At 63.6% G+C, this 20,648-nt stretch carries 17 protein-coding genes; 1 reads left to right on the plus strand and 16 read right to left on the minus strand.

All coding sequences use genetic code 11. From position 1 onward, the window contains the following. Positions 1-201: 201 nt before the first annotated feature. From B9A15_RS21900 to mutS, 16 genes are all read right to left on the minus strand, one after another. The gene (locus tag B9A15_RS21900) at positions 202-1,302 is read right to left on the minus strand and encodes a hemolysin family protein (RefSeq protein ID WP_084413078.1); all 1,101 of its coding nucleotides are present in this window, start codon (positions 1,300-1,302) and stop codon (positions 202-204) included. Then, positions 1,299-1,898, minus strand: a complete 600-nt coding sequence (ybeY, locus tag B9A15_RS21905; protein ID WP_084413079.1) for an rRNA maturation RNase YbeY — start codon at positions 1,896-1,898, stop codon at positions 1,299-1,301. The genes B9A15_RS21900 and ybeY overlap by 4 nt, the downstream gene beginning before the upstream one ends. Before the next feature lie 5 nt (positions 1,899-1,903). Then, the gene (locus B9A15_RS21910; RefSeq protein WP_084413093.1) at positions 1,904-2,905 is read right to left on the minus strand and encodes a PhoH family protein; all 1,002 of its coding nucleotides are present in this window, start codon (positions 2,903-2,905) and stop codon (positions 1,904-1,906) included. Between the two features lie 41 nt (positions 2,906-2,946). After that, the gene (gene miaB, locus B9A15_RS21915) at positions 2,947-4,395 is read right to left on the minus strand and encodes a tRNA (N6-isopentenyl adenosine(37)-C2)-methylthiotransferase MiaB (protein ID WP_084413080.1); all 1,449 of its coding nucleotides are present in this window, start codon (positions 4,393-4,395) and stop codon (positions 2,947-2,949) included. A 156-nt stretch (positions 4,396-4,551) separates the two neighbouring features. After that, positions 4,552-5,358: a lyso-ornithine lipid O-acyltransferase gene (gene olsA / locus B9A15_RS21920; RefSeq protein WP_084413081.1), complete on the minus strand. Its 807-nt coding sequence runs from the start codon at positions 5,356-5,358 to the stop codon at positions 4,552-4,554. A gap of 49 nt (positions 5,359-5,407) precedes the next feature. Beyond that, positions 5,408-5,944, minus strand: coding sequence for a GNAT family N-acetyltransferase (locus B9A15_RS21925; protein WP_084413082.1), 537 nt, complete (start codon positions 5,942-5,944; stop codon positions 5,408-5,410). Between the two features lie 262 nt (positions 5,945-6,206). Further along, on the minus strand, positions 6,207-6,938 hold the full coding sequence (gene tsaB, locus B9A15_RS21930) for a tRNA (adenosine(37)-N6)-threonylcarbamoyltransferase complex dimerization subunit type 1 TsaB (RefSeq protein ID WP_244557079.1): 732 nt from the start codon (positions 6,936-6,938) through the stop codon (positions 6,207-6,209). A gap of 13 nt (positions 6,939-6,951) precedes the next feature. Continuing rightward, positions 6,952-7,515 (minus strand): NifU family protein, encoded by a 564-nt coding sequence (locus B9A15_RS21935; RefSeq protein WP_084413084.1) that lies wholly within the window; start codon positions 7,513-7,515, stop codon positions 6,952-6,954. Between the two features lie 135 nt (positions 7,516-7,650). Continuing rightward, positions 7,651-8,142 carry a universal stress protein gene (locus tag B9A15_RS21940; RefSeq protein WP_084413085.1) on the minus strand — a complete coding sequence of 164 codons (492 nt, stop codon included), beginning with the start codon at positions 8,140-8,142 and terminating at the stop codon, positions 7,651-7,653. A gap of 90 nt (positions 8,143-8,232) precedes the next feature. Beyond that, a complete protein-coding gene (trpS, locus tag B9A15_RS21945; RefSeq protein ID WP_084413086.1) occupies positions 8,233-9,300 on the minus strand; it encodes a tryptophan--tRNA ligase in 1,068 nt (355 codons plus the stop codon). Between the two features lie 120 nt (positions 9,301-9,420). Continuing rightward, on the minus strand, positions 9,421-10,887 hold the full coding sequence (locus tag B9A15_RS21950) for a diguanylate cyclase domain-containing protein (RefSeq protein WP_084413087.1): 1,467 nt from the start codon (positions 10,885-10,887) through the stop codon (positions 9,421-9,423). A 229-nt stretch (positions 10,888-11,116) separates the two neighbouring features. Further along, positions 11,117-12,721 (minus strand): murein biosynthesis integral membrane protein MurJ, encoded by a 1,605-nt coding sequence (gene murJ, locus B9A15_RS21955; RefSeq protein ID WP_084413088.1) that lies wholly within the window; start codon positions 12,719-12,721, stop codon positions 11,117-11,119. After that, the gene (locus B9A15_RS21960; protein ID WP_084413089.1) at positions 12,718-15,612 is read right to left on the minus strand and encodes a [protein-PII] uridylyltransferase; all 2,895 of its coding nucleotides are present in this window, start codon (positions 15,610-15,612) and stop codon (positions 12,718-12,720) included. Before B9A15_RS21960 ends, murJ begins: the two co-directional genes overlap by 4 nt. A 213-nt stretch (positions 15,613-15,825) precedes the next feature. Beyond that, complete coding sequence (locus tag B9A15_RS21965; RefSeq protein WP_084413090.1) at positions 15,826-16,251, minus strand: hypothetical protein; 426 nt, start codon at positions 16,249-16,251, stop codon at positions 15,826-15,828. Positions 16,252-16,577: 326 nt separating this feature from the next. Then, positions 16,578-16,961, minus strand: a complete 384-nt coding sequence (locus tag B9A15_RS21970) for a hypothetical protein (protein ID WP_084413091.1) — start codon at positions 16,959-16,961, stop codon at positions 16,578-16,580. A gap of 219 nt (positions 16,962-17,180) precedes the next feature. Then, entirely contained in the window at positions 17,181-19,877 is a 2,697-nt protein-coding gene (gene mutS / locus B9A15_RS21975; RefSeq protein WP_244557080.1) for a DNA mismatch repair protein MutS, read from the minus strand. A gap of 311 nt (positions 19,878-20,188) precedes the next feature. Here mutS and B9A15_RS21980 point away from each other — a divergent pair, with 311 nt between their 5' ends. Further along, positions 20,189-20,464, plus strand: coding sequence for a hypothetical protein (locus B9A15_RS21980; protein ID WP_084413092.1), 276 nt, complete (start codon positions 20,189-20,191; stop codon positions 20,462-20,464). Positions 20,465-20,648: the final 184 nt, after the last annotated feature.

Raw genomic sequence — 20,648 nt, forward strand, 5'->3', positions numbered from 1 at the left:
GAAGGGATCGAGCCATGCCACGATCTACCCGTGGGCGATCAGGGTCCCGTCGGTCTCCTTCCCGCACTCACTCTACACTATCCCAAACACACAGGGTCCCCGCTCTCTTATGAGAGCGAGGATGACGAAGCGTCGGGGGGGATCGCCCCGATCTTTAAACCCTGCAGACACCGCGATCATTCATGAAATGACGCAGTCGGACTAAGGAGCTGTCGCCAGTCCCTCGACGATGCGCCGACGCCGGTCACCCGTGCGCAGGCGCACGATCCGCACCCGCTTGACCCGGCGCGGATCGGCTTCGAGCACCTGGAACTCGAAACCGGGAAGCGCCTGGACGACCTCGCCGCGGGTTGGAACCCGGCCAAGCTCGGAAAAGAGGAGCCCGCCGATCGTATCGGCCTCTTCCTCGAATTCGGAGACGTCGAAATCGTCCCCGACCAGAGCCTTCACCTCGTCGAGCCCGGCCCTTGCATCGGCATAATAGATGCCGTCGCCGGTCTCGGTGATCATCGCCGCCTCGTCGTCATGCTCGTCCTCGATATTGCCGACGACCATTTCGATGACGTCTTCGAGCGAAACGAGACCGTCCGTGCCGCCATATTCGTCGATGACGAGCGCCATCTGGGTGCGCGTCGCCTGCATGCGGGCCATCAGATCGGCGGCTTGCATGGACGGCGGGACGAAGAGAACCTTGCGAATGATGCCGAGGCTCTCGACCTTGCGGGCGAGATTGATCTGGCGAAGATCGAGGCCGGCGCGCGGCTTGCGCTCGGGCGCGCCATTGCCGTTGGGTCGGGCAGGCCGCGCCACGCGCGTGATGTGGCCGACGACGTCGCGAATGTGAATCATGCCGCGCGGGTCGTCCAGGCTCTCGCCATAGACAGGCATGCGCGAATGGCCGCTCGCCTCGAACTGCTTCATCAGATCGCCGAGCGTCGTGGTGATCTCCACCGCCTTGATGTCGGCGCGCGGGACCATGATGTCCTCCACCCTCACCTCGCGAAGGCGCAGGATGTTGTTGAGCATCGCCCGCTCTTCGGGCGAGAAAGCGTCTTCATCCGCCTCGTCGCCGGTCTCAGGCTGCAGCAGCGCCTGGGTGAGATCCTGCCGCATCAGGCGCGGCATGCGCGGGCGGAACCGCTGGAGAAGGCCGCTTACAAGGCCGGGACGATCCCGCGCCTCGCCTTGCGGCCTACTTCGGTCCTCGTTCGGACCGCTCTCGGCCTGGGTCTCGCGGGTCGGGACCGAGGCGCTTCCATCGCCCTCGCCATTACCGACCTGCTCTATCGCTATCCTATTCATCTCTCAACCGTGTCTGACACATCGTCCCGGCGCCCAAGGCCAGGGGTCTCTTCGCTTTCGGGAGAACCATCCTCCCGGTAGGGATCGGCAATGGAAAAGGCCGACAGAATCCGCACCTCCAATGCCTCCATAGCCTCGGCATCCTCGTCCTCGACATGGTCATGTCCCAGACAATGCAGGAAGCCGTGGACGAGAAGATGGCGGAAATGATCGGCGAAAGTTTTCCCCTCGCCGTCTGCTTCTCGCGCGCAGGTCTCGAAGGCGAGTACGAGATCGCCAAGCAGGGGACCGGGATGGTCGCCCGGTTCGAGATCCATCATCGGAAAGGACAGCACATTGGTCGGCCGGTCCTTGTCGCGCCATTCGCGATTGATCTCGCGCACGTCCTCATCCGATGTGAGCGTCACCGAGACCTCGGTCGACAAGCCATCTTCGAAGCCAGCATGGAGGGCGGCCGCCTGAAGCGTCTCGGTCACGAAAACCTCGAGATCGCCGAGCTCAGCCGCGTCCCACGCCTCGTCTTCCACCGAGAGAACGATCGTCAGCCCTGCTCCTTCAGGATTGGCAGGGCTCGTCCATTGTCGGGCTTCGCTCATATCGATCAGTCCGAAGCGGGCGCCGAGCCGCCCGGACGCCGACGAGTTGCATCGCCCTCATAGGCCTCGACGATCGCCTGGACCAGAGGGTGGCGCACGACGTCGGCCGCCTGGAAGCGGACCGTCACGACATTCTGCACGTCCTTCAACACGCGCAGGGCTTCCACGAGCCCGGAGACCTGACCCGGCGGAAGATCGACCTGGGACGGATCGCCCGTCACCACCATGCGCGCATTCTCGCCGAGACGCGTCAGGAACATCTTCATCTGCATGGATGTGGTGTTCTGGGCCTCGTCCAAAATGACGGCGGCATTGGCGAGGGTGCGTCCACGCATGAAGGCGAGCGGCGCGATCTCGATCGCTCCGGCGGCCAATGCGCGTTCGACCTTCTCGGCCGGGATCATGTCGTAGAGCGCGTCATAAAGCGGGCGCAGATAAGGATCGACCTTTTCCTTCATGTCGCCCGGCAGGAAGCCGAGCCGCTCGCCAGCTTCGACGGCCGGACGCGACAGGACGATCCGGTCGACCGTGCCGCGCTCCAGAAGCTGAGCGGCGTAGGCCACCGCAAGATAGGTCTTGCCCGTACCCGCCGGGCCGACGCCGAAGACGAGTTCGGCCCGCTCCAAGGCACGAATATAGGCGTCTTGGGTCGGTGTGCGGGCATGAATGGTCCGCCGCCGGGTCGAGATCTGGGCAAGCGACATGCGCCCCTTCTTCTCCATGGTCGGCAGATCGAGCTGATCGTCCTGGGCGATCGCCATGCGGATGGCGCCTTCGACATCCTTGCGGTCGACCTCGAAACCCGATTGCAGCCGGTCATAGAGGCTGTCGAGAGCCCGGCGGGCCTGTTCGGCCGCCACTGGATCGCCGCGAATCTCCACCTGATTGCCGCGCGCGGCCGCATCAAGCTTGAGCTTCTGCTCGAGAATCGCCAGATGCTCGTCATATTGGCCGAAAAGCGCGCCAGCCAATCGGTTGTCGTCGAAAGTGAGGACGATATGCGCCATGTCGGAAGCGCCTTTCGGCGCCTTCTGGTTGCGCGTTGTGCTCAAGCGAGTGTCCTTGCCACGGGTGACGGACGGGGAGCGGCATTGAGGTCAGGCATCAATGCACCCACCGCTACGAGGGAATTGGCGACGGCCGAATGGATCGTCGCCGGAATGACGTCGCCGATCGCGCCGGCCGTCTCGGGCAGCACCACCGGCTGGAGATAGGGCGAGCGCCCAACGAGCTGGCCGGCATGGCGGCCCGGCTTTTCGATCAGGACGTCGAGCAGCTCGCCGACGAGACCTTCGGCAAAGCTGACCTGCTGGCGGCGCAGCAAGGCCTGGAGCCGCTGAAGCCGCTCGTCCTTGACAGCCTCGCTCACATGGCCGTCCATCTCGGCGCCAGGCGTGCCGGGACGAGGAGAATATTTGAAGGAGAAGGCCGAGGCATAGCCGACGGTCTCGACCATGCGCATCGTGTCCTCGAAATCGGCGTCGCTCTCGCCCGGGAAGCCGACGATGAAGTCGCCCGAAAGCGCGATGTCCGGCCGGGCCGCGCGGATGCGGTCGAGAAGCCGCAGATATTGCTCGCCCGTATGGCGCCGGTTCATCGCCTTCAAGATCGAATCGGACCCGGACTGCACGGGTAGATGCAGATAGGGCATCAGCTGAGGCAGATCGCGATGGGCGGCGATCAGTTCGTCATCCATGTCGCGCGGATGGGAGGTCGTGTAGCGCAGTCGCTTCAGCCCCGCGATCGCCGCAAGCCGGTGGAGGAGCCCGCCAAGACCGATCGGCTGGCCGGCCTCATCTTCGCCATCCCAGGCATTGACGTTCTGGCCGAGAAGCGTGATCTCGCGCACACCCGCATCGACCAGACGCTTGGCCTCACCCAGAATTTGCAGGAAGGACCGTGAAACCTCGGCGCCGCGCGTATAGGGCACGACGCAGAAGGTGCAGAATTTGTCGCAGCCTTCCTGGACGGTGAGAAAGGCGGTGACGCCGCGATTGGCGATCGCCTTTTTCGGCGCGTTCGGCAAAGCCTCGAACTTGTCCTCGACCGCGTAATCGATCTCGACGACCTTCTCGCCCGCCTCGACCCGCTTCAGGGCGTGCGGAAGTCGATGATAGGTCTGAGGGCCGATGACGAGATCGACGACCGAGGCACGGTCGATGATCTCCTGGCCTTCGGCCTGGGCGACACAGCCGGCGACCGCAACCTGGGTGCCAAGGCCACGCTCGGCGCGTTCCGCCTTCATGTCCCGAATCCGCCCAAGCTCGGAATAGATCTTCTCGGCGGCCTTCTCGCGGATATGACAGGTGTTGAGGAGCACGAGATCAGCGTCCTCGATCGTCTCGGTCGGCACGAAGCCTTCCCCGGACAGGGCGTCACTCATTCTCTGGCTGTCATAGACGTTCATCTGACAGCCATAGGTCTTCACGAAGACCTTCCGCATCGCCGCGCCGCCACCGGCCGCCTTCACGGTCTCGTTCGGATTGAAGTCGGTCATCTGCCCTTTCGATCGACCTGCCGTCCATGTCGGGCGCGCCTTGAATGCGCCGCCCCTCGCAAAGACGCCTCGCACGTCTTCGCCATTCGCTTCAACCTCGTATATCGACCTCATCGCGCCGCAGCGCAAGCGCCCGGCTGAGATCGGCCGGCACGCTCACGCAATCGGGGCTTGTCTGTTGCCGGCAAGGCTCGCCGCCAACATGCGCCGAACAGCGACCTCGCAGTCGCGCGCGACGATCTTACGATTGGACGTGGCGCTGACGCGGATCGGCTCGCCAAAGGCGACGGTCACGTCGATCGCGCCCTCCTTCAGGAAGCGCTTGAGATGGGGCCCGAGTGTGACATCGCCGGGCCAGGCGCATAAGGGACGCCCGGCCCGGCCGAGCGGAACGCCATTGGCATGGGTGTAGGCGATGGCCACCGGCTGAACGAGCACGGCCTCCTCGTCGCTGTCCTTCAGCGCGGCTTGGGCGGCACCCACCAGCGCCGTCTTGAAAGGCAAAACCTCGTTGCCGTCGCTGGTCGTGCCTTCGGCGAAAAGCACCATCACATCTCCGGCATTGAGGCGGCTCGCGATGGCGTCGGTCTGGCGCCCCGTTGCACCGCGCGCGGCGCGCTCGACAAAGACGGTGCGTTGCAGGATCGCGAGCCATCCGAAGATCGGCCAGGATTTCACCTCGGATTTGGCGATGAAGGAGAGCGGCAGCACCGAGCCGAGAACGGTGATGTCGGACCAGGATTGGTGATTCGACAATAGAAAGAGCGGGCGCTCGCGAACCGGCGTTCCCACCACATGGACGCGGATACCGGCGACAGAGCGCGCCACGCGCTGCCAAAGAAAGGGCAGAAAGGCGGCGAGCCGCCAACGACAAGCAATCGCGGCGAGCTGAACGGGAAGGAGAGCGAGCGTCGTCAGAAGAAGGACCAGCGCGACGACAGCAAGCCGCAGATTGGCGATCATGCCCGCTCGCCGGCAGGCAGCCGTCTTCCGCCGATGTCGAACCAATGCGTCATAGGGGCCGTCGGTCGAACTGTCTCTTCAGCGTCAGTGCGCTCGTGCGCCGACCGTCCTCGTGCTTGTAATAGGCGGGGCGGCGACCGACCTCCTCGAAGCGAAGACGGTGATAGAGAGCGAGTGCGGCTTCGTTCACCTCATCGACCTCCAGGAACAATGCGCTTGCCCGCTCCGCATAGAGATGCGCAAGCACCGTGTCCATCAGCAGCCGGCCGACACCGCGTCGCCGGGCCGCCTTGGACACGGCAATGGTGAGAATCTCCGCTTCGCCTTCGATGAACCGTCCGAGCACGAAGCCGGCCGGCGGCAGATGCGGCGCGCCGACGCGCCGGGCGACAAAGCCGAAGCTTCCCGGTTGGAACAGGAGCGAGCCAAGTTCGTCCCCGGACCAGGGCTGCGCGAAAGCTTCGGAATGCAACTCGGCCGCGTCATCGAGATCTTCGCCGATCAGCGGCGTCGTGACGATGTCATCGCCCTCGCGAAACTGCGAGAGGAAGGATGCCGTCCAGATCCAGGGCCATAACCAATACATCGCTTGCCTCCCAAGCTTATCGAAGCTCTTACCGGAAGAGCTCGGCCATTCGAGTTCAGCGCATGGAACGATCGGTCGGCACGGATATGCACCTCGCCAATCGCCCCATGAATGCCGGGACCGAAAGGCGCTTCGAGGTGAGGTTCGCTCATCGCATCGATTGCCTTCGGGTCAGATAACCATCGGAGCAGATTAATTCATCAAGCCTTGCCCGAGCGCTAACGCCTCTGGCGGTGGCCAGACAACGCAGCGAGGCGCACTTTCAGAAAGCGGTTTCGAACAGGCTGATGCGGCGGGTCGGCGGTTTGGCGTCGGCCGAGCGCAGATAGAGCGGCTTCGGCGGCTGATCGGCACTCGCCGCCATCGAAAGGCGCGCAAGCGTCCTCATGTCGATCTCGGATCGATCCGACAGGATGGTGGAGGCTCCCGCGCCCCGCCGATCGGCGCCGAGTGCCGCCAAGGCGAGAGCCGCGCCGGAGCCGACAAGATCGAGCGGGCCGCCCGCCTCAGCGGTCCACTCCGGGAGCTTGTCGGGGGAAAGGGCGATCGGCGACACCATCGCCGCGCCATCGGCGGACAGAAGCATGGCATAGACTTCACCACGCTTGGCGTCATGAACGGCGAGTATCGGCCGATCGCGGCGCCACGCCTCGGCCATGGCATGGAGCGTGACGACGCCCACCGCCGGGACACCCAGCGCCAGCCCATAGGCCCTTGCGGCCGAGACCCCAACCCGAATGCCGGTGAAGGAGCCCGGCCCGATGGTCACGCCAACCTTGCTGATCGCTCCGAAAGCGACGCCCGCATCCGCCAAAACGGCATCCACCATGCCCGGCAGACGCTCCGCATGACCCTTGCCGAGTTCTTCCGAGGCGCAAGCGACCATCGCGCCCTGCAGCGGGTCGAACACTGCGACCGAACAGGCATCGAAAGCCGTGTCGATCACCAAGAGAAGACCGGAGGCCGGAGCTCGCATTGCGTCGGTTCGCGTCATCAGCCCGGCAGCGTCAGGCCGCCTCGACCGCCTCGACCTCAGGCACGAAGTGGCGCAGGAGATTCTGGATGCCGTGCTTCAGGGTCGCTGTCGAAGACGGGCAACCTGAACAGGCGCCGCGCATATTCAGATAGACCGTGCCGTCGCGATAGCCGCGGAAGGTGATGTCACCGCCGTCTTGAGCGACGGCCGGGCGGACGCGGGTCTCGATCAGCTCCTTGATCGTGGCGACGGTCTCCTCGTCGCCTTCGTCAAAGAACTCTTCGCCCGAGGCGCTCGCCTCCGACATATTCTCGGCCATGACCGGACGGTTCGCGACGAAGTGCTCCATGAGGCCGGCAAGGATCGCAGGCTTCAGATGGGCCCAATCGCCGCCGTCCTTCGTGACGGTCACGAAATCGAAGCCGAAGAAGACGCCGACGACGCCCGGAACCTCGAAGAGCTTCGCGGCGAGCGGAGAGCGTTCGCTCGCCTCTTCTGGGCTGGTGAATTCGGCTGTCCCGCTTTCGAGAACGACGCGACCTGGCAGGAATTTCAGCGTCGACGGGTTCGGCGTGACTTCGGTCTGGATGAACATTGGTCTGTCCTTCGTGGCCCGGCCTCGCCCCGGCAGATTTGCCATATTTCAGGCTGGCGGCCGCCTGTCTGGAATTGTTCTAAACTTATGCCTTGCGCCCTTGTCGCGCAAGGTGGGCGCGTAGTCGGGATTTGATCAGCTCAGCGACTGAATCTCGTCGTCGCTCAAGGCGTGCGGGACGATCGTCACCGGGATCGGGAAGGTAGCACCCTTGCCGGCGGCGGCCGAGACCAGGGGGCCCGGCCCCTCCTTCCCGTCGCCAGCGGCGAGCACCAGGATCGCAATCTCACGATCGGCCTCGATCACGGCATTGATCTCCTCGACGATATCGCCTTCGCGAACCACCGTCTCGGGCTCGATGCCCACCTCTTCGCGCAAGGATTCGGCAACACGGGCAAGGCGCGTATCAGCCTCCTCGGAAGCCTCCGCGCGCATGATCTTCTCCACCCCCAGCCAATGCTGAAAGTCGCCCGGCTGGATGATGTAGAGGAGCACCGCCGCGCCGCCCGATGTCTTGGCGCGCCATGCCGCATAGGTCGCGGCCCGCACGCATTCGGGCGTCTCGTCGATGACGGCGAGGAACTTGCGTTTACCCCCCGCGGACTGGCCTAGTCGTTTCGAAACCATGAGCCGCTAGATGGCAGTTGGGCAAGAAAAGGGCAAGCCTGTGGCGTCGAAGCGGGCGGATCGACGCCGCCTCGCTCGTCCCCTCCCGCTTCAGTCCTGCAGCATGCCGAGGATCGACTTCACGTCGCGCATGGTCTCTTCGGCAATCGCATTCGCCTTCTCGCCACCGGCTTTGAGCACCGCGTCGATATGGCCGGGATCGTCCATCAGGCGGCGCATTTCGGCGGTCACCGGTCCGAGCGCCGAGACGGCGAGATCGACGAGGGCCGGCTTGAATTCCGAAAACTGCTTGCCGCCGAAATCGGACAGGACCGCCGCCTTCGAGGTGCCGGCCAGTGCCGCATAGATGCCCACGAGATTGTCCGCCTCGGGCCGGCCCTGAAGCCCCGCTTCCTCGGAGGGCAGCGAATCGGGATCGGTCTTGGCCTTCTTGATCTTGCGGGCGATCCCCTCCGAATCATCGGTCAGATTGATGCGGGACAAGTCCGAGGCGTCGGACTTCGACATCTTCTTCGTCCCGTCCTTCAGGCTCATCACCCGGGTCGCCGGTCCCTCGATGATCGGCTCGGTGATCGGGAAATAGCCGTGGACGGTCTCCTCGCCCATGGCGATCGGCTTGCCCAGACCCAGCGCCTCGATGCGCACGGACAGATCGTTGTTGAATTTGATGGCGATGTCGCGGGTCAGCTCCAGATGCTGCTTCTGATCCTCGCCCACCGGCACATGGGTCGCGCGATAGACCAGGATGTCGGCCGCCATCAGGCTCGGATAGGCCAGAAGCCCGAGCGAGGCGTTCTCGCGATCCTTGCCGGCCTTATCCTTGAACTGCGTCATCCGGTTCATCCAACCGATGCGGGCGACGCAGTTGAATATCCAGGCGAGTTCCGCATGGCCGGATACCCGGCTCTGATTGAAGATGATCGAGCGCTCGGGATCGATGCCGGCGGCGAGATAGGCGGCCGCGATCGAGCGCGTCTGGGCGGCGAGATCGTCATGCACCAGCTGAGCGGTGATCGCATGAAGATCGACGACGCAGAAGAGACAGGGATAGCTGTCCTGTAGCGGCAGGAACTTTCGGATCGCGCCGAGATAGTTGCCGAGATGGAGATGGCCGGTCGGCTGGATTCCCGACAGGACGCGGGGGGTGAAATCGCTCATGGGGCTGACGCGCTCCGAATGGGCTTATGAAGCCTCTTCAAGTCGCCGCGCTTATGGCGGACCCCGCCCCTTCGATCAAGGTGGCCGATCACGGCACGTCACGGACGAAAGAGGATCGGCTCAGGCGACGAGCGCCCTAATCGTGTCCGATGCGGCTATGGAGGGCTCCGCCGGCACATCGTCGCCCGTCTCTCCCGCTTCCCAGGAATAGCCGTTCCGCCCGGCCCTTTTCTGACGATAGAGCGCCTTGTCAGCCCGGCGCACGATGGATTCCGCACGCTCGACCGTTCCCTCGGAGAGCGCGAGCCCGATGGAGACGCCCACATCGACGCGCTGATTGGAGATGTCGAAGGGCGTCGCCAAGGCGGCGACGATGCGCCGGCAAAGGGAGTCCAGATGAACCTTGCTGCCGACCTTGGGTACGAGGATGCCGAATTCGTCGCCCCCGAGCCTTGCGACGACATCCGATGTGCCGACCTCGCGTTCGATCCGCCTAGCGACGGCGCACAACAGTTCGTCGCCCGTCGGATGGCCAAAGAGGTCGTTGACCTCCTTGAAGCGATCGAGATCGAGATAAAGGAGAGCGAATCGCGGCGTGCCGGGGCCTGCTTCCGCACACCGGGCCGCGAGGGCCGCTTCGAAGGCGAAGCGGTTGGCAAGCCCGGTCAAGGCGTCGTGGCGCGCCAGTTGATCAAGCCGTTCGCGGGTATCGATCACGCGATCGGCGGCCCGGCAAATCAGCATGATGACATAAAGGCCGAGCAAGGTAATCAGAACGCCAGAGACGGCAAGTGTCGGCCAGAGCCCCTTCAAGGTCTCGGCGCCCGGACGCTGAACACGCCAGATGATATAGCCGAGACCCGGATTGCTCCGATCGATCGGGAAGACGGCCTCCCCTTCGGAGACGGCGTTCATGCGAGAGAAACGCGGCGTGCTGAGAAAAAAGTCGCGCCCCATTTCGGCCAGAAAGTGATCGTCGATGCTCCGGATCGCGATATGGACGGGTTCGTCTCCGGCTTGACCGGACGTATTTCCCTGCGAGTCTAGAATGGGCGAGATCGAGATGATGGCGGGACGCCCATCGATCGAGACGAGACGACGCAAATATCGCAAGGTAGGGCCAGGATGGAGCGGGCCGCGTCTCAACCGGCGTAGTTCAGCAATCAAAGGAGCGACGATTGCCTGGCTCTGGGCGTAAATCGCCGGGTCGACACTGCGGCCGCCGACCATGACATAAATTGGCTTATCCGCAGCATCGAGGAGAAAGACCCGTTCGAATTCATAAGTTTGGTAAAGCCAGACCCCAAGATTTCTATCGAACCATTCTGGATCTCGGGGGCCCGCGATCATCCTTTGAGCCTCGGTCCAGATGGTCACTGTCTGCTGATTGTCAGTGACCGACGCGATGCGTCTTTCAAACTGTGCTCGGACAAAATGCACCTCCTGAGCCCGCGAATAGGCGTCAGACTGGATGGCGGACCAATGAGCGACGAAAAAAGCCAAAACTGCGGCGGCGCCGAGAACCAGCACCACCGGCAAAGACAGGATGAGCTTGAGCCGCCATCGCGGCTGCCCCATTGGCATCATCGTTCCTCCGTTTCCGGAACGATCTCAGCTTACGGCCCTGAAAACTTGGTCAAGACCCGCGATGAGAGAAGAGACATTCGTCAGCTAGGGCTACCAAACTGCTAACGTCGCAGTATCAATTTGCCCGATTTGCCTGCTCGAAACCGTCCATGCGCTCGCCAAACGCCGCGCCGAAGGGGCCCGGCTTCGATCGAGCGGGCGAGTTGGATCCGTCTGGCCTCCCCGTCCCTCATCCGCGCTTGCGCTTGACCAGGCGCATCACCATCGTCCGATCGGCGGCGCCGGTCAGAAGCGTCAGAGCGAAATAGATCGCCATGGCGACTGCCACGAGGATCGCGATGGCGGCGATCTGGGTGGTGACGGCATCGCCGGGCTGGAGCCAGGCGTTCAGTTCCCACATCATGGCGATCAATGCGCCACCCATCAGAAGGGCCGAGACGAGGACGAGCAGCGAGCGTTTCACGAGTTTGCCGTCGATCTCCCACAGGCCTTTTCGCCACAGGCCAAGAAAGAGCAACACGGCATTCAGCCAACCCGACAGGGTCGTCGCCCAGGCGATGCCTTGTTCGGCAAGGATCGGAAACAGGACGAGCGACAGGACGATATTGATGCCGGCCGAGACGAGCGTCACGATCATCGGGCTCTTGGTGTCCTCGCGGGCGAAGTAGCCCGGCGAGAAGACCTTCATCATCACGAAAGCCGGGAGACCCAGCGCATAGATGCCGAGAACGGCGGCGACGGCCGGCGTCGCGGAGGGGTCGAAGGCGCCGCGTTCGTAAATCACGCGGATGATCGGCTCGGGAATGATGAAGAGCGCGACGGCCGCCGGCACGGTCAGGAAGAGCGCGAATTCAAGGCTCCGATTCTGGGTGTGCTGGGCTTCCGCCAAGCGGCCCGCTTTCAAGGAGCGAGCCAATTCCGGCAAAAGCACGACACCGATCGCAACGCCCACCATGCCGAGGGGCAGCTGATAGGGCCGATCGGCATATTGCAGGATCGAGACGGCGCCCGGCTTGAAGGAGGCGATCGCCTGCCCGACGAAGAGATTGATCTGGGTGATGCCGCCGATCAGCGCGGCCGGGCCCGCCAGAACGAGCAACCGCTTCAGACCCTTGGTCCAGCGCGGGCGCTTCAAGGCGACCGAGAAGCCCGCCAAGCGCATAGCGAGCGTCACCATCGCAAGCTGGGCGATGCCGGCGACAAGGACGCCCCAGCTCATCAGGAAGCCGATCGTCGCTTTGTCGGCCTCGATCCAGAGCGCATAGGAAATCACGCCGATCAGGATGAAGTTGAGAAGGGTGGGCGCGGCAGCCGCTGCGAAGAAGCGGCGATAGGCATTCAGGATCCCGCAGACCATCGCCATCAGGGACATACAGGCGAGATAGGGAAACATGATCCGCGAGAAGGTGACGGTGATCTCGAAGCGCATGGCGCAGGAGAGGGCGTTGCCCCCCGCCGCCGGATCGTCGACGCAGACCGCGAGACCCGGAGCGATGATCGTCGTCACCAGCGCCGGCATGAAGATCATGGCGAGCGCTGTCAGAACCACGAGAACGCTGAAGAGGGTCGAGAAGATCTCGCTCGCAAAGCGCTTTGCCCCCTCTTCCCCGTCCTCTTCGAGCGCCCTGGCGAACAGCGGAATGAAGGCGGCGTTGAAGGCTCCTTCCGCAAACAGGCGGCGAAAGAGATTGGGAAAGCGGAAGGCGAGATTGAAGGCGTCCGCCACCGGGCCGACGCCGAGGGCGGAGGCCATCAACATCTCGCGGCCGAAGCCGAAGATGCGGGAGATCAGGGTCGCGCCGCCGACGGTCGCGAACTTGGAAACAAGGCTCATCGTCTTGGAATGCCGAACGCGCTTTCGGACGGAAGGACGGCCGGCGAGGACACCTCGCCTTCCGGATTGTCGAAGACCCGCTTCAGCCGCGCCTCGATCCGGGCGATGCGCGCTTCTGACGTGATCTTCATACCGATGAGATCGGTGACGTAAAAGGCGTCGACGATCTTCTCGCCATAGGTCGCGATATGGGCGGAACGGATGTCGAGATTGAGATCGGAGAGCGCCCCGGTGATGTCCGACAAGAGCCCCGTGCGATCGAGCCCCTGGACCTCTATGACGGTGACACGGTTTGACAGGGAATTGTCGACCGTGATGCGCGGCTTGATCTCGAAAAGCGCAACGCCGCGTGGCGGCCGGCGTTGGGCGATGAGATTGGCCGTCATGGTCCGACCGGTGAGAAGCTTGCGGATATTGTCGCAGATCCGGTCCGCGCGGCGCAGCTCGTCCTCGTCATTTTCGAATTCGCGCGAGACGAGCATGACGTCGAGGGCGCGCCCATCCGCCATGGTGAAGATCTGCGCATCGACAATATTGGCGCCGGTGCCGGCGCAGGCGCCCGCGATCATTGACAGAAGGCGCGGATGGTCCGGTGCCAGCACCATGATCTCGGTGACCTGCCGGAAGGGATCGGTCGAGACCTGCGTCGAGAGCGGCTCGTCCTTTTCCCTCGCTTTGGTGATGAAGGCGGCGTGGCGCACCTGTTCCTCGACCGACACGGTGAGGAGGTAGTTCGGGTAATGAAGGTCGATATAGGCTTCGCGTTCGGCCTCGCTCCAGTCGGCGAGGCGGTCTTCAAGCCGAGCACGTGCCCGCACCAGCCTTTCCTCGCGCGAGGTCTGGGTGAAGCCGCCCGACAAGGTCGGCTCGGTCTCCAGATAAAGCGTTCGCAGAAGCTGGCCTTTCCAGCCGTTCCAAACGCCCGGCCCCACCGCGCGGATGTCGCAGACGGTCAGAACGGTCAGGAGCTTCAGCCGTTCGAGGGTGCGCACACGCTCGGAAAAGTCGAGAATGGTCTTCCGGTCCGACAGGTCGCGGCGCTGGGCCGTGTCCGACATGATGAGATGATCCTCGACCAGCCAGGCGACGAGCTCGGTCTCGCGTTCGTCGAGGCCGAAGCGCGGGCAAAGCCTGCGCGCGATCCGGGCGCCGGCCGTCGAATGATCCTCCGGACGCCCCTTGGCGATGTCGTGGAGAAAGAGCGCGACATAGAGAACGCGCCGGTCGCGCAAGGTGGTGACGATCTCGCTCGACAAAGGCAGGACGGTTTCCCGCTCGCCCTGCTCGATCGCCGAGAGTTCGTCGATGCTGCGCAGGAGATGCTCGTCGACCGTATAGTGATGATACATGTTGAACTGCATCATCGCGACGATCTTGCCGAATTCCGGCACGAAACGGCCGAGGACGCCCGCCTCGTTCATCCGTCGCAAATGCATTTCGGGCGCCTTGCGATCAGTCAGGACGTCGAGAAAGAGGCTGTTGGCCTCGGCATTCTCGCAAAGGTCCGTATCGATGAGACGCAGGGACCGGCGGATGAGCTTCAAGGCATCGGGATGGTATTCGAGGTCGTTGATCGCGGCGAGACGGAAGATGCGGATCAGATTGACCGGATCGGTCTTGAAGACGTCTTTGTTGGAGACGTTGATGCGATTATTGTCGATATGGAAGTCGATCGTACCGGGGATCGACTTCGCCCGATTGCGCAAGGAGCGAACGAAACCGCGAAGGCCGGGAGCCTCCTTGGCCTGTTCTTCCTCCAGCGCGGCGCAGAGAATGCGCGTCAGATCGCCCACATCCTTGGTGATGAGGAAATAGTGCTTCATGAAGCGCTCGACGCCGCGCAACCCCGGATGGGTGTTGTAGCCGAGACGTTCGGCGATCACCGGCTGGAGATCGAAGGACAGACGCTCTTCCGCCTTGCCCGCCTCGAAATGCATGTGACAGCGCACCGCCCAGAGGAAATCTTCGGCCTTGGCGAAAAGCCTCTGTTCGCGCCGCGAGAGGACGCCGGCTTTGACGAGTTCGTCCACCGTGTCGGCGCGGTAATGATATTTCGCGATCCAGAAGAGGGTATGAAGGTCGCGCAAGCCGCCCTTCCCCTCTTTCACATTGGGTTCGACCAGATAGCGCGTATTGCCAGCCTTGGCGTGGCGCGCATCGCGCTCGGCAAGTTTGGCGGCGATAAATTCGTTGCTGGAGCCTGCGACGACTTCGGCCTCGAAGCGGGCGTCAAGCTCGTCGGAGAGCTTTCTGGATCCAGCGATCAACCAGCGCTCCAGGATCGAGGTGCGGATCGTGAAATCCTCGCGGGCGAGCTTCACGCATTCGTCGATCGAACGCGAGGCGTGACCGACTTTGAAGCCCATGTCCCAGAGAAGATAGAGAAGATACTCGGCAACCTGCTCGCCCAGGGCCGTCTGCTTGTAGGGCAACAGGAACAGAAGATCGATATCCGAACCCGGTGCGAGCGTCCCGCGCCCATAGCCGCCGACGGCGAGGATGGCCATCTGCTCGCCCGAGGAGAGATTGGACGCCTTGAACACCTCGGCCAGGGCAAAATCATGGATCGCCTCGATGATCACGTCCTGCAACTTGGCGAGACGGTTGGCGCATAAGACGCCAGCGCCATTGGCAAAGAACATCTCTCGAATACGCTCGCGCCCATCGCTGACCGCCGATTTCAAGAGCGACAGGACCTGGGGGCGGATATCAGCGCAGTCTCCCGATGCGCTCGTTGCGGCAAGCGCCTTCAGCTCCGCAGCAATCTGCGAAGGATCGATCACGCCCTTCAGAAGATCGCCGGCCTCGAAATGGGACGTCGATTTTGTGGTCTTCTGGCCCCGGTTCTCCTCGGCAGCCTCGGTTGCGAGGTTAAGGGCTCGCTGTTTCATTGGGTGTCCGCTCTATGCCGTTCGATCAGGGTCGGCGCCGGTCTTGGGCGCGCGTCAAAGCGCACCCTATAGACCAAACCCTTTTCCATTGCGAAAACGGTCAGGCCTTTCGGGAGGAATCGAGCTGAACGGTCAATAGGACAAAGGCCGCCCGGAGCCCCTCCAGACGGCCGATCTTCTTGATAGCGACAGAGCGAGGAGAAGCCGCTTGCGTTACTGTCCGGCCTGGCCGGTTTCGGCGCCGTCTTGAAGCGCGTCGGACTGCTGGCTATCGGGAGCCGAACCTTCGACGAAATCAGCGCCCGAGCCTGGCACCAGCGGCTTTTCGGCGGTTTCTCCGCTCGTACCTGCACCCGGCGTTCCCGGGGTGGCAGCGACGGCATCCCGCTCGGCGGCGTCGTTCTGTTCGATTTCGGCCTCGTTGCCGGGAATAATCGTCGTGTTCGTGGAATTGGCGGTCGGCGCATCCGTGGCCACGCCTGACTGAGCAGCGACCGCATCACGTTCGGCCGAGTTGTTCTGCTCGATCACGGTCTCCGATCCCGGAACGTCCGGTGAACTCTGAGCCAGCGCGCCGGTCGAGGTGAACGCGGCGGCGCCCAAAAGCGCGGCGGAGACGAGGGCGAGTTTGGTTTTCATTGGGCAAAATCCTCCTGATCGGCGCAAGCGCACCGTTCGTGCCATCGAGTTGATCGATCGCCTGGGTTCATCCGGTGGGACAGGTGGAACTGCGATGAAAACGCCGCCTTCCAAACCGGTCGGAGAGCAAACTATTCACGCTTGTTATCGTTGCGTCGTTCGTCTCACATCCGCGTGAAACAAGATTTGCGTGCCATACCAGGGGCGCGCCATTAAGAAAGCCGCCCGGCAAACGGGCGGCTTTCGTCGATCAGCGAAAAACACTCATCGTCTTGTTCCTCGCTCTTCTGACCCGGATCTCTTCGCAGACCCAAGGAGCGTGATGATTAATTCGCGACCCGATCGCGCTCCTGAGCGTTCTGCTCGTCGATCAGTGTCTCACTGCCTGGAATGAGCATCTCGGTCGAAGCATCGCCCATGGCATCGCGGGTCTGCTGGTTTTCACCGGCTGCCACCGCATCGCGCTCCTCAGCCTCGTTCTCTTCAATTAGAGCTTCGTCGCCCGGAATAATCGTGTCGTCACGCGTCCCAGATGTGTCGCGAGTCTCGGCTTCGTTTTCCGAGGCAACATTGTCGCGCTCATCGGCGTTCTGAAGCTCGATCTGAGACTCGTTGCCCGGGATGATCGTCTCTTCCTGAGCGGACGCTGCGAACGGCACCATCGAGGCGCTGAACATGGCGGCGGTGATGATGGCTGTTGTCGTCTTCATGATGTCGTAACCTCTCGAGGCGTGGCGGCGATCAGAAACCAAGGTCTCTCGCCGCTCGTTTTCGGGGTCGGACCCAATGACTGCGGCACAATCGCAGTCGGCATCCGATATCGGTTCGGGAGGCCAATCCTCGCACAGGGGATAAGGTTTCATCCTTCTCTGCGACATTTTGACAGTTCGATGACGGGTGTTGCCAAGCGCGATCGGCTGAAAGCCCTGCTATGCGCGCCCGTCGCGAAGCTTAGCCTTCAAACGATAAAGTGCTTCCATCGCCTCGCGCGGGGTCATGGCGTCGGGATCGAGGGCCTCGACCTCGGCGACCAGCGGATGGACTTCTGCGCTCGGCGCCGCCGGTTCCGCCTGACGGCGTACCGCCGCGGAGAAGAGCGGCAGATCGTCCAGAAAGGTCTCTCGCTTTTCGCCCTGCTCGGAGCGTTCGAGTTCGGCCAGCACCTGACGCGCCCGTTCGACAACGACTTTCGGCAATCCCGCCAGCCGCGCCACCTGGATGCCATAGGAGCGGTCAGCCGCGCCCGCGCCGACCTCATGCAGGAAGATCACTTCGCCCTGCCATTCCTTGACCCGCATCGTTACATTGGCAAGGCGCTTGAGACGGGCCGACAGCGCCGTCATTTCATGGAAATGGGTGGCGAAGAGCGCCCGGCAGCGATTGACCTCGTGAAGATGCTCGACCGAGGCGAAAGCGATCGACAGACCGTCATAGGTTGCCGTGCCGCGTCCGATCTCATCCAGGATGACGAGGGCGCGCTCGCCGGACTGATTGAGGATCGCCGCCGTCTCGACCATCTCGACCATGAAGGTCGAGCGCCCCTCGGCCAGATCGTCTGAGGCACCGACGCGCGAGAAAAGCCGGTCCACGATGCCGATATGGGCAGCGGTCGCCGGCACATAGGCCCCGATCTGAGCGAGAATCGCGATGATCGCGTTCTGGCGCAGAAAGGTCGACTTGCCGCCCATATTCGGACCCGTGACCAGCCAGATGGCCCCCGGTCCCTTGCCCTTCGGCGAAAGATCGCAGTCATTGGCGACGAAGCTCTGGCCGTCCGCCGCCGCGAGCGCGGCTTCCACCACAGGATGGCGCCCGCCTTCGATGCGAAAGGCGAGGCTGTCATCGACGACGGGTCGTGACCAGTCGCCGGAGACGGCGAGTTCGGCAAGGGCGGAGGCAACGTCGATGGCGCCAAGTGCGCCGGCGGCGGCCTGAAGCTGCGGCGCCGCCTCGACGATTTCGGCGGCAAGTTGGTCGAAGGTCTCGAGCTCAAGCTTCAAGGCATCCGCGCCGGCATGGCTGATGCGTTCGTCGAGATCGGCCAGTTCGCCGGTCGTAAAGCGCATGGCCGAGGCGAGCGTCTGGCGATGGATGAAAGTCGATGCCAAGGGGCCCGCCATCAAGGCCTTACCGTTCGCCTCGTTCATCTCGATGAAATAGCCGAGCACATTGTTGTGCTTGATCTTCAAGGACTTGATGCCGGTCTCCTCGGCATAGTGCCCTTGCAATTCGGCGATGAAGCGCCGGGCGTCTTCCCGCAAGGTCCGAGCCTCGTCGAGGGCGGCGAGCGCGCCGGGGCGCACGAAGCCGCCATCGCGCTTCAAGAGCGGCACTTCCTCGGCAAGGGTCATCTCCAAACGCTCTGATAGGGTGTCCGGCAGGGCCAAGATCGCCTGACGGCAGGCCGCGAGTTCGGCCGGCAGATCGCCGGTGAGACGCGCGGCGATCTCGCTGGCGGCAAACAGGCCGGAGCGAATGGCGAGAAGGTCGCGCGGCCCCCCTCGCCCGAGCGCGATGCGCGAAAGCGCACGCTCGATATCGGGCAGCCGGCCGAGCGTCGCGCGAAGCTCGGCGCGCAGGGCATAATCCTCGATGAAATGGGCGAGCGAGGCCTGACGCTCGCGGATCGCGGTCGGATCGGTCAGAGGGCTCGCCAGACGGACAGCCAGAAGGCGCCCGCCGGCGCCCGTCACCGTCCGGTCGATGACAGAGAGAAGGCTGCCGGCCCTCCGCCCGCCGGCCGAGCGCGTCAATTCCAGCGAGGCGCGCGTGGCCGGATCGATCTCCATGGCCGAGCCGGCAACCCGGCGTTCGGGCCGCTGCAAAGCCGGGCGTGCGGCGAGCTGGGTCTTGCCGAGATAGGCAATCAGCGCCGCGGCGGCCGACAATTCGACCCGGGAAAAGCTGCCGAACCCGTCCAGCGTCGACACGCCGAAAAATCGGCAGATCCGCTCAGGGGCCGTCGCGGCGTCAAACAGCGCCTGGGGCTCGGGCCGGGCTCGGCGGCCCAGCCGGCGGAAAACCTGCGCGAAAGCCTCGTCGCGATAGAGCGGCTCGGCAACGACCACCTCTGAGGGTTCGACCGCCGCGATGTCGGCCTCCAGCCGGTCGGCTCCCGTTTCGGCGAGACGAAAGGCGCCGGTCGAAAGATCGGTCCAGGCGATGGCGAATTCGCCCTCCCGGCCCTTCGCCCCGAGACGGGTCAGCGTCATCAGATAATTGGCGCGGCCAGCCTCCAGAAGCTGGTCCTCGGTGATCGTGCCGGGCGTGACGAGCCGCACCACGTCCCGTTTGACGACGGATTTGGAACCGCGCTTCTTGGCCTCGGCGGGATCCTCCATCTGGTCGCAGACGGCGATGCGATGGCCAAGCGCGATCAGCTTCTGAAGATAGTCTTCGGCCGCGTGGATCGGCACGCCGCACATGGGAATGTCTTCGCCCAGATGCTTGCCGCGCTTGGTCAGCGCGATGCCGAGCGCGCGCGAAGCCTCTTCCGCATCCTCGAAGAAAAGCTCGTAGAAATCGCCCATCCGATAAAACAGCAGGCAATCGGGATTGGCCGCCTTGATCTCGATATATTGCGCCATCATCGGCGTCGGGGCGGCGTCCGCGGTCGCTGTCGTCATGGCCCTCGCCTTTGCGCATTCGCCATCGTGCCGGCTGGTTCCGGCGGGAGCGGGGTGAAAGGCTCTCCTGTTAATCGAGGCGCGGCGGATTCGAAAGGCGCGGCGCCTCGCTATCCACGATTTGCGAACCGGTCGCCCCGATCGCGACAGGCGAAGGGCGGGACGAAGACCCGGAGCGGGCAGCTGCGACACGGTTCGGAAAGAAAGAGAGGCGACATTCTCGCTCAGGCTCTGTTCACCTTCGCGATGGCAGACCGTATATCACGTGCGGCGACGCCTCGTCTCTTTCGTCCGCCCGACAGGAGTGCCCGATGAAACACCTTATCCTCGCAGCCACGCTCGCAGCCTCGTCGGTGCTGGCGGTGCCGGCCGTCGCCCAGGATAAAGGCGACATTATGAGCTATGCGCTGAGCCATCCGGTCGACAATACGAGCCTGCCCTACCCGCCCGCCCTCGGCGATTCGGTTCCGCAATCGGTTTCCCTGCAGCGGGTCGAGGGCGTGCCGAATTTCGGCTATTTCTATTTTCGCGGCCAGCCCGTGCTCGTCGATCTGCGCACCCGGGCGATCGTGCGCATCGGGCAGTGAGCGGGCTCACCGTCCGGCATTTCGGCTGATGTTGAAATCGAGAGATTGACGGCAGCTTGGGCGGTGCCACAGCCCGTCGAGCCGGGGACCCTGTGTGTTTGGGATAGTGTAGAGTGAGTGCGGGAAGGAGACCGACGGGACCCTGATCGCCCACGGGTAGATCGTGGCATGGCTCGATCCCTTC

The sequence above is a fragment of the Fulvimarina manganoxydans genome, from assembly GCF_900176465.1.
Classification (GTDB): domain Bacteria; phylum Pseudomonadota; class Alphaproteobacteria; order Rhizobiales; family Rhizobiaceae; genus Fulvimarina; species Fulvimarina manganoxydans.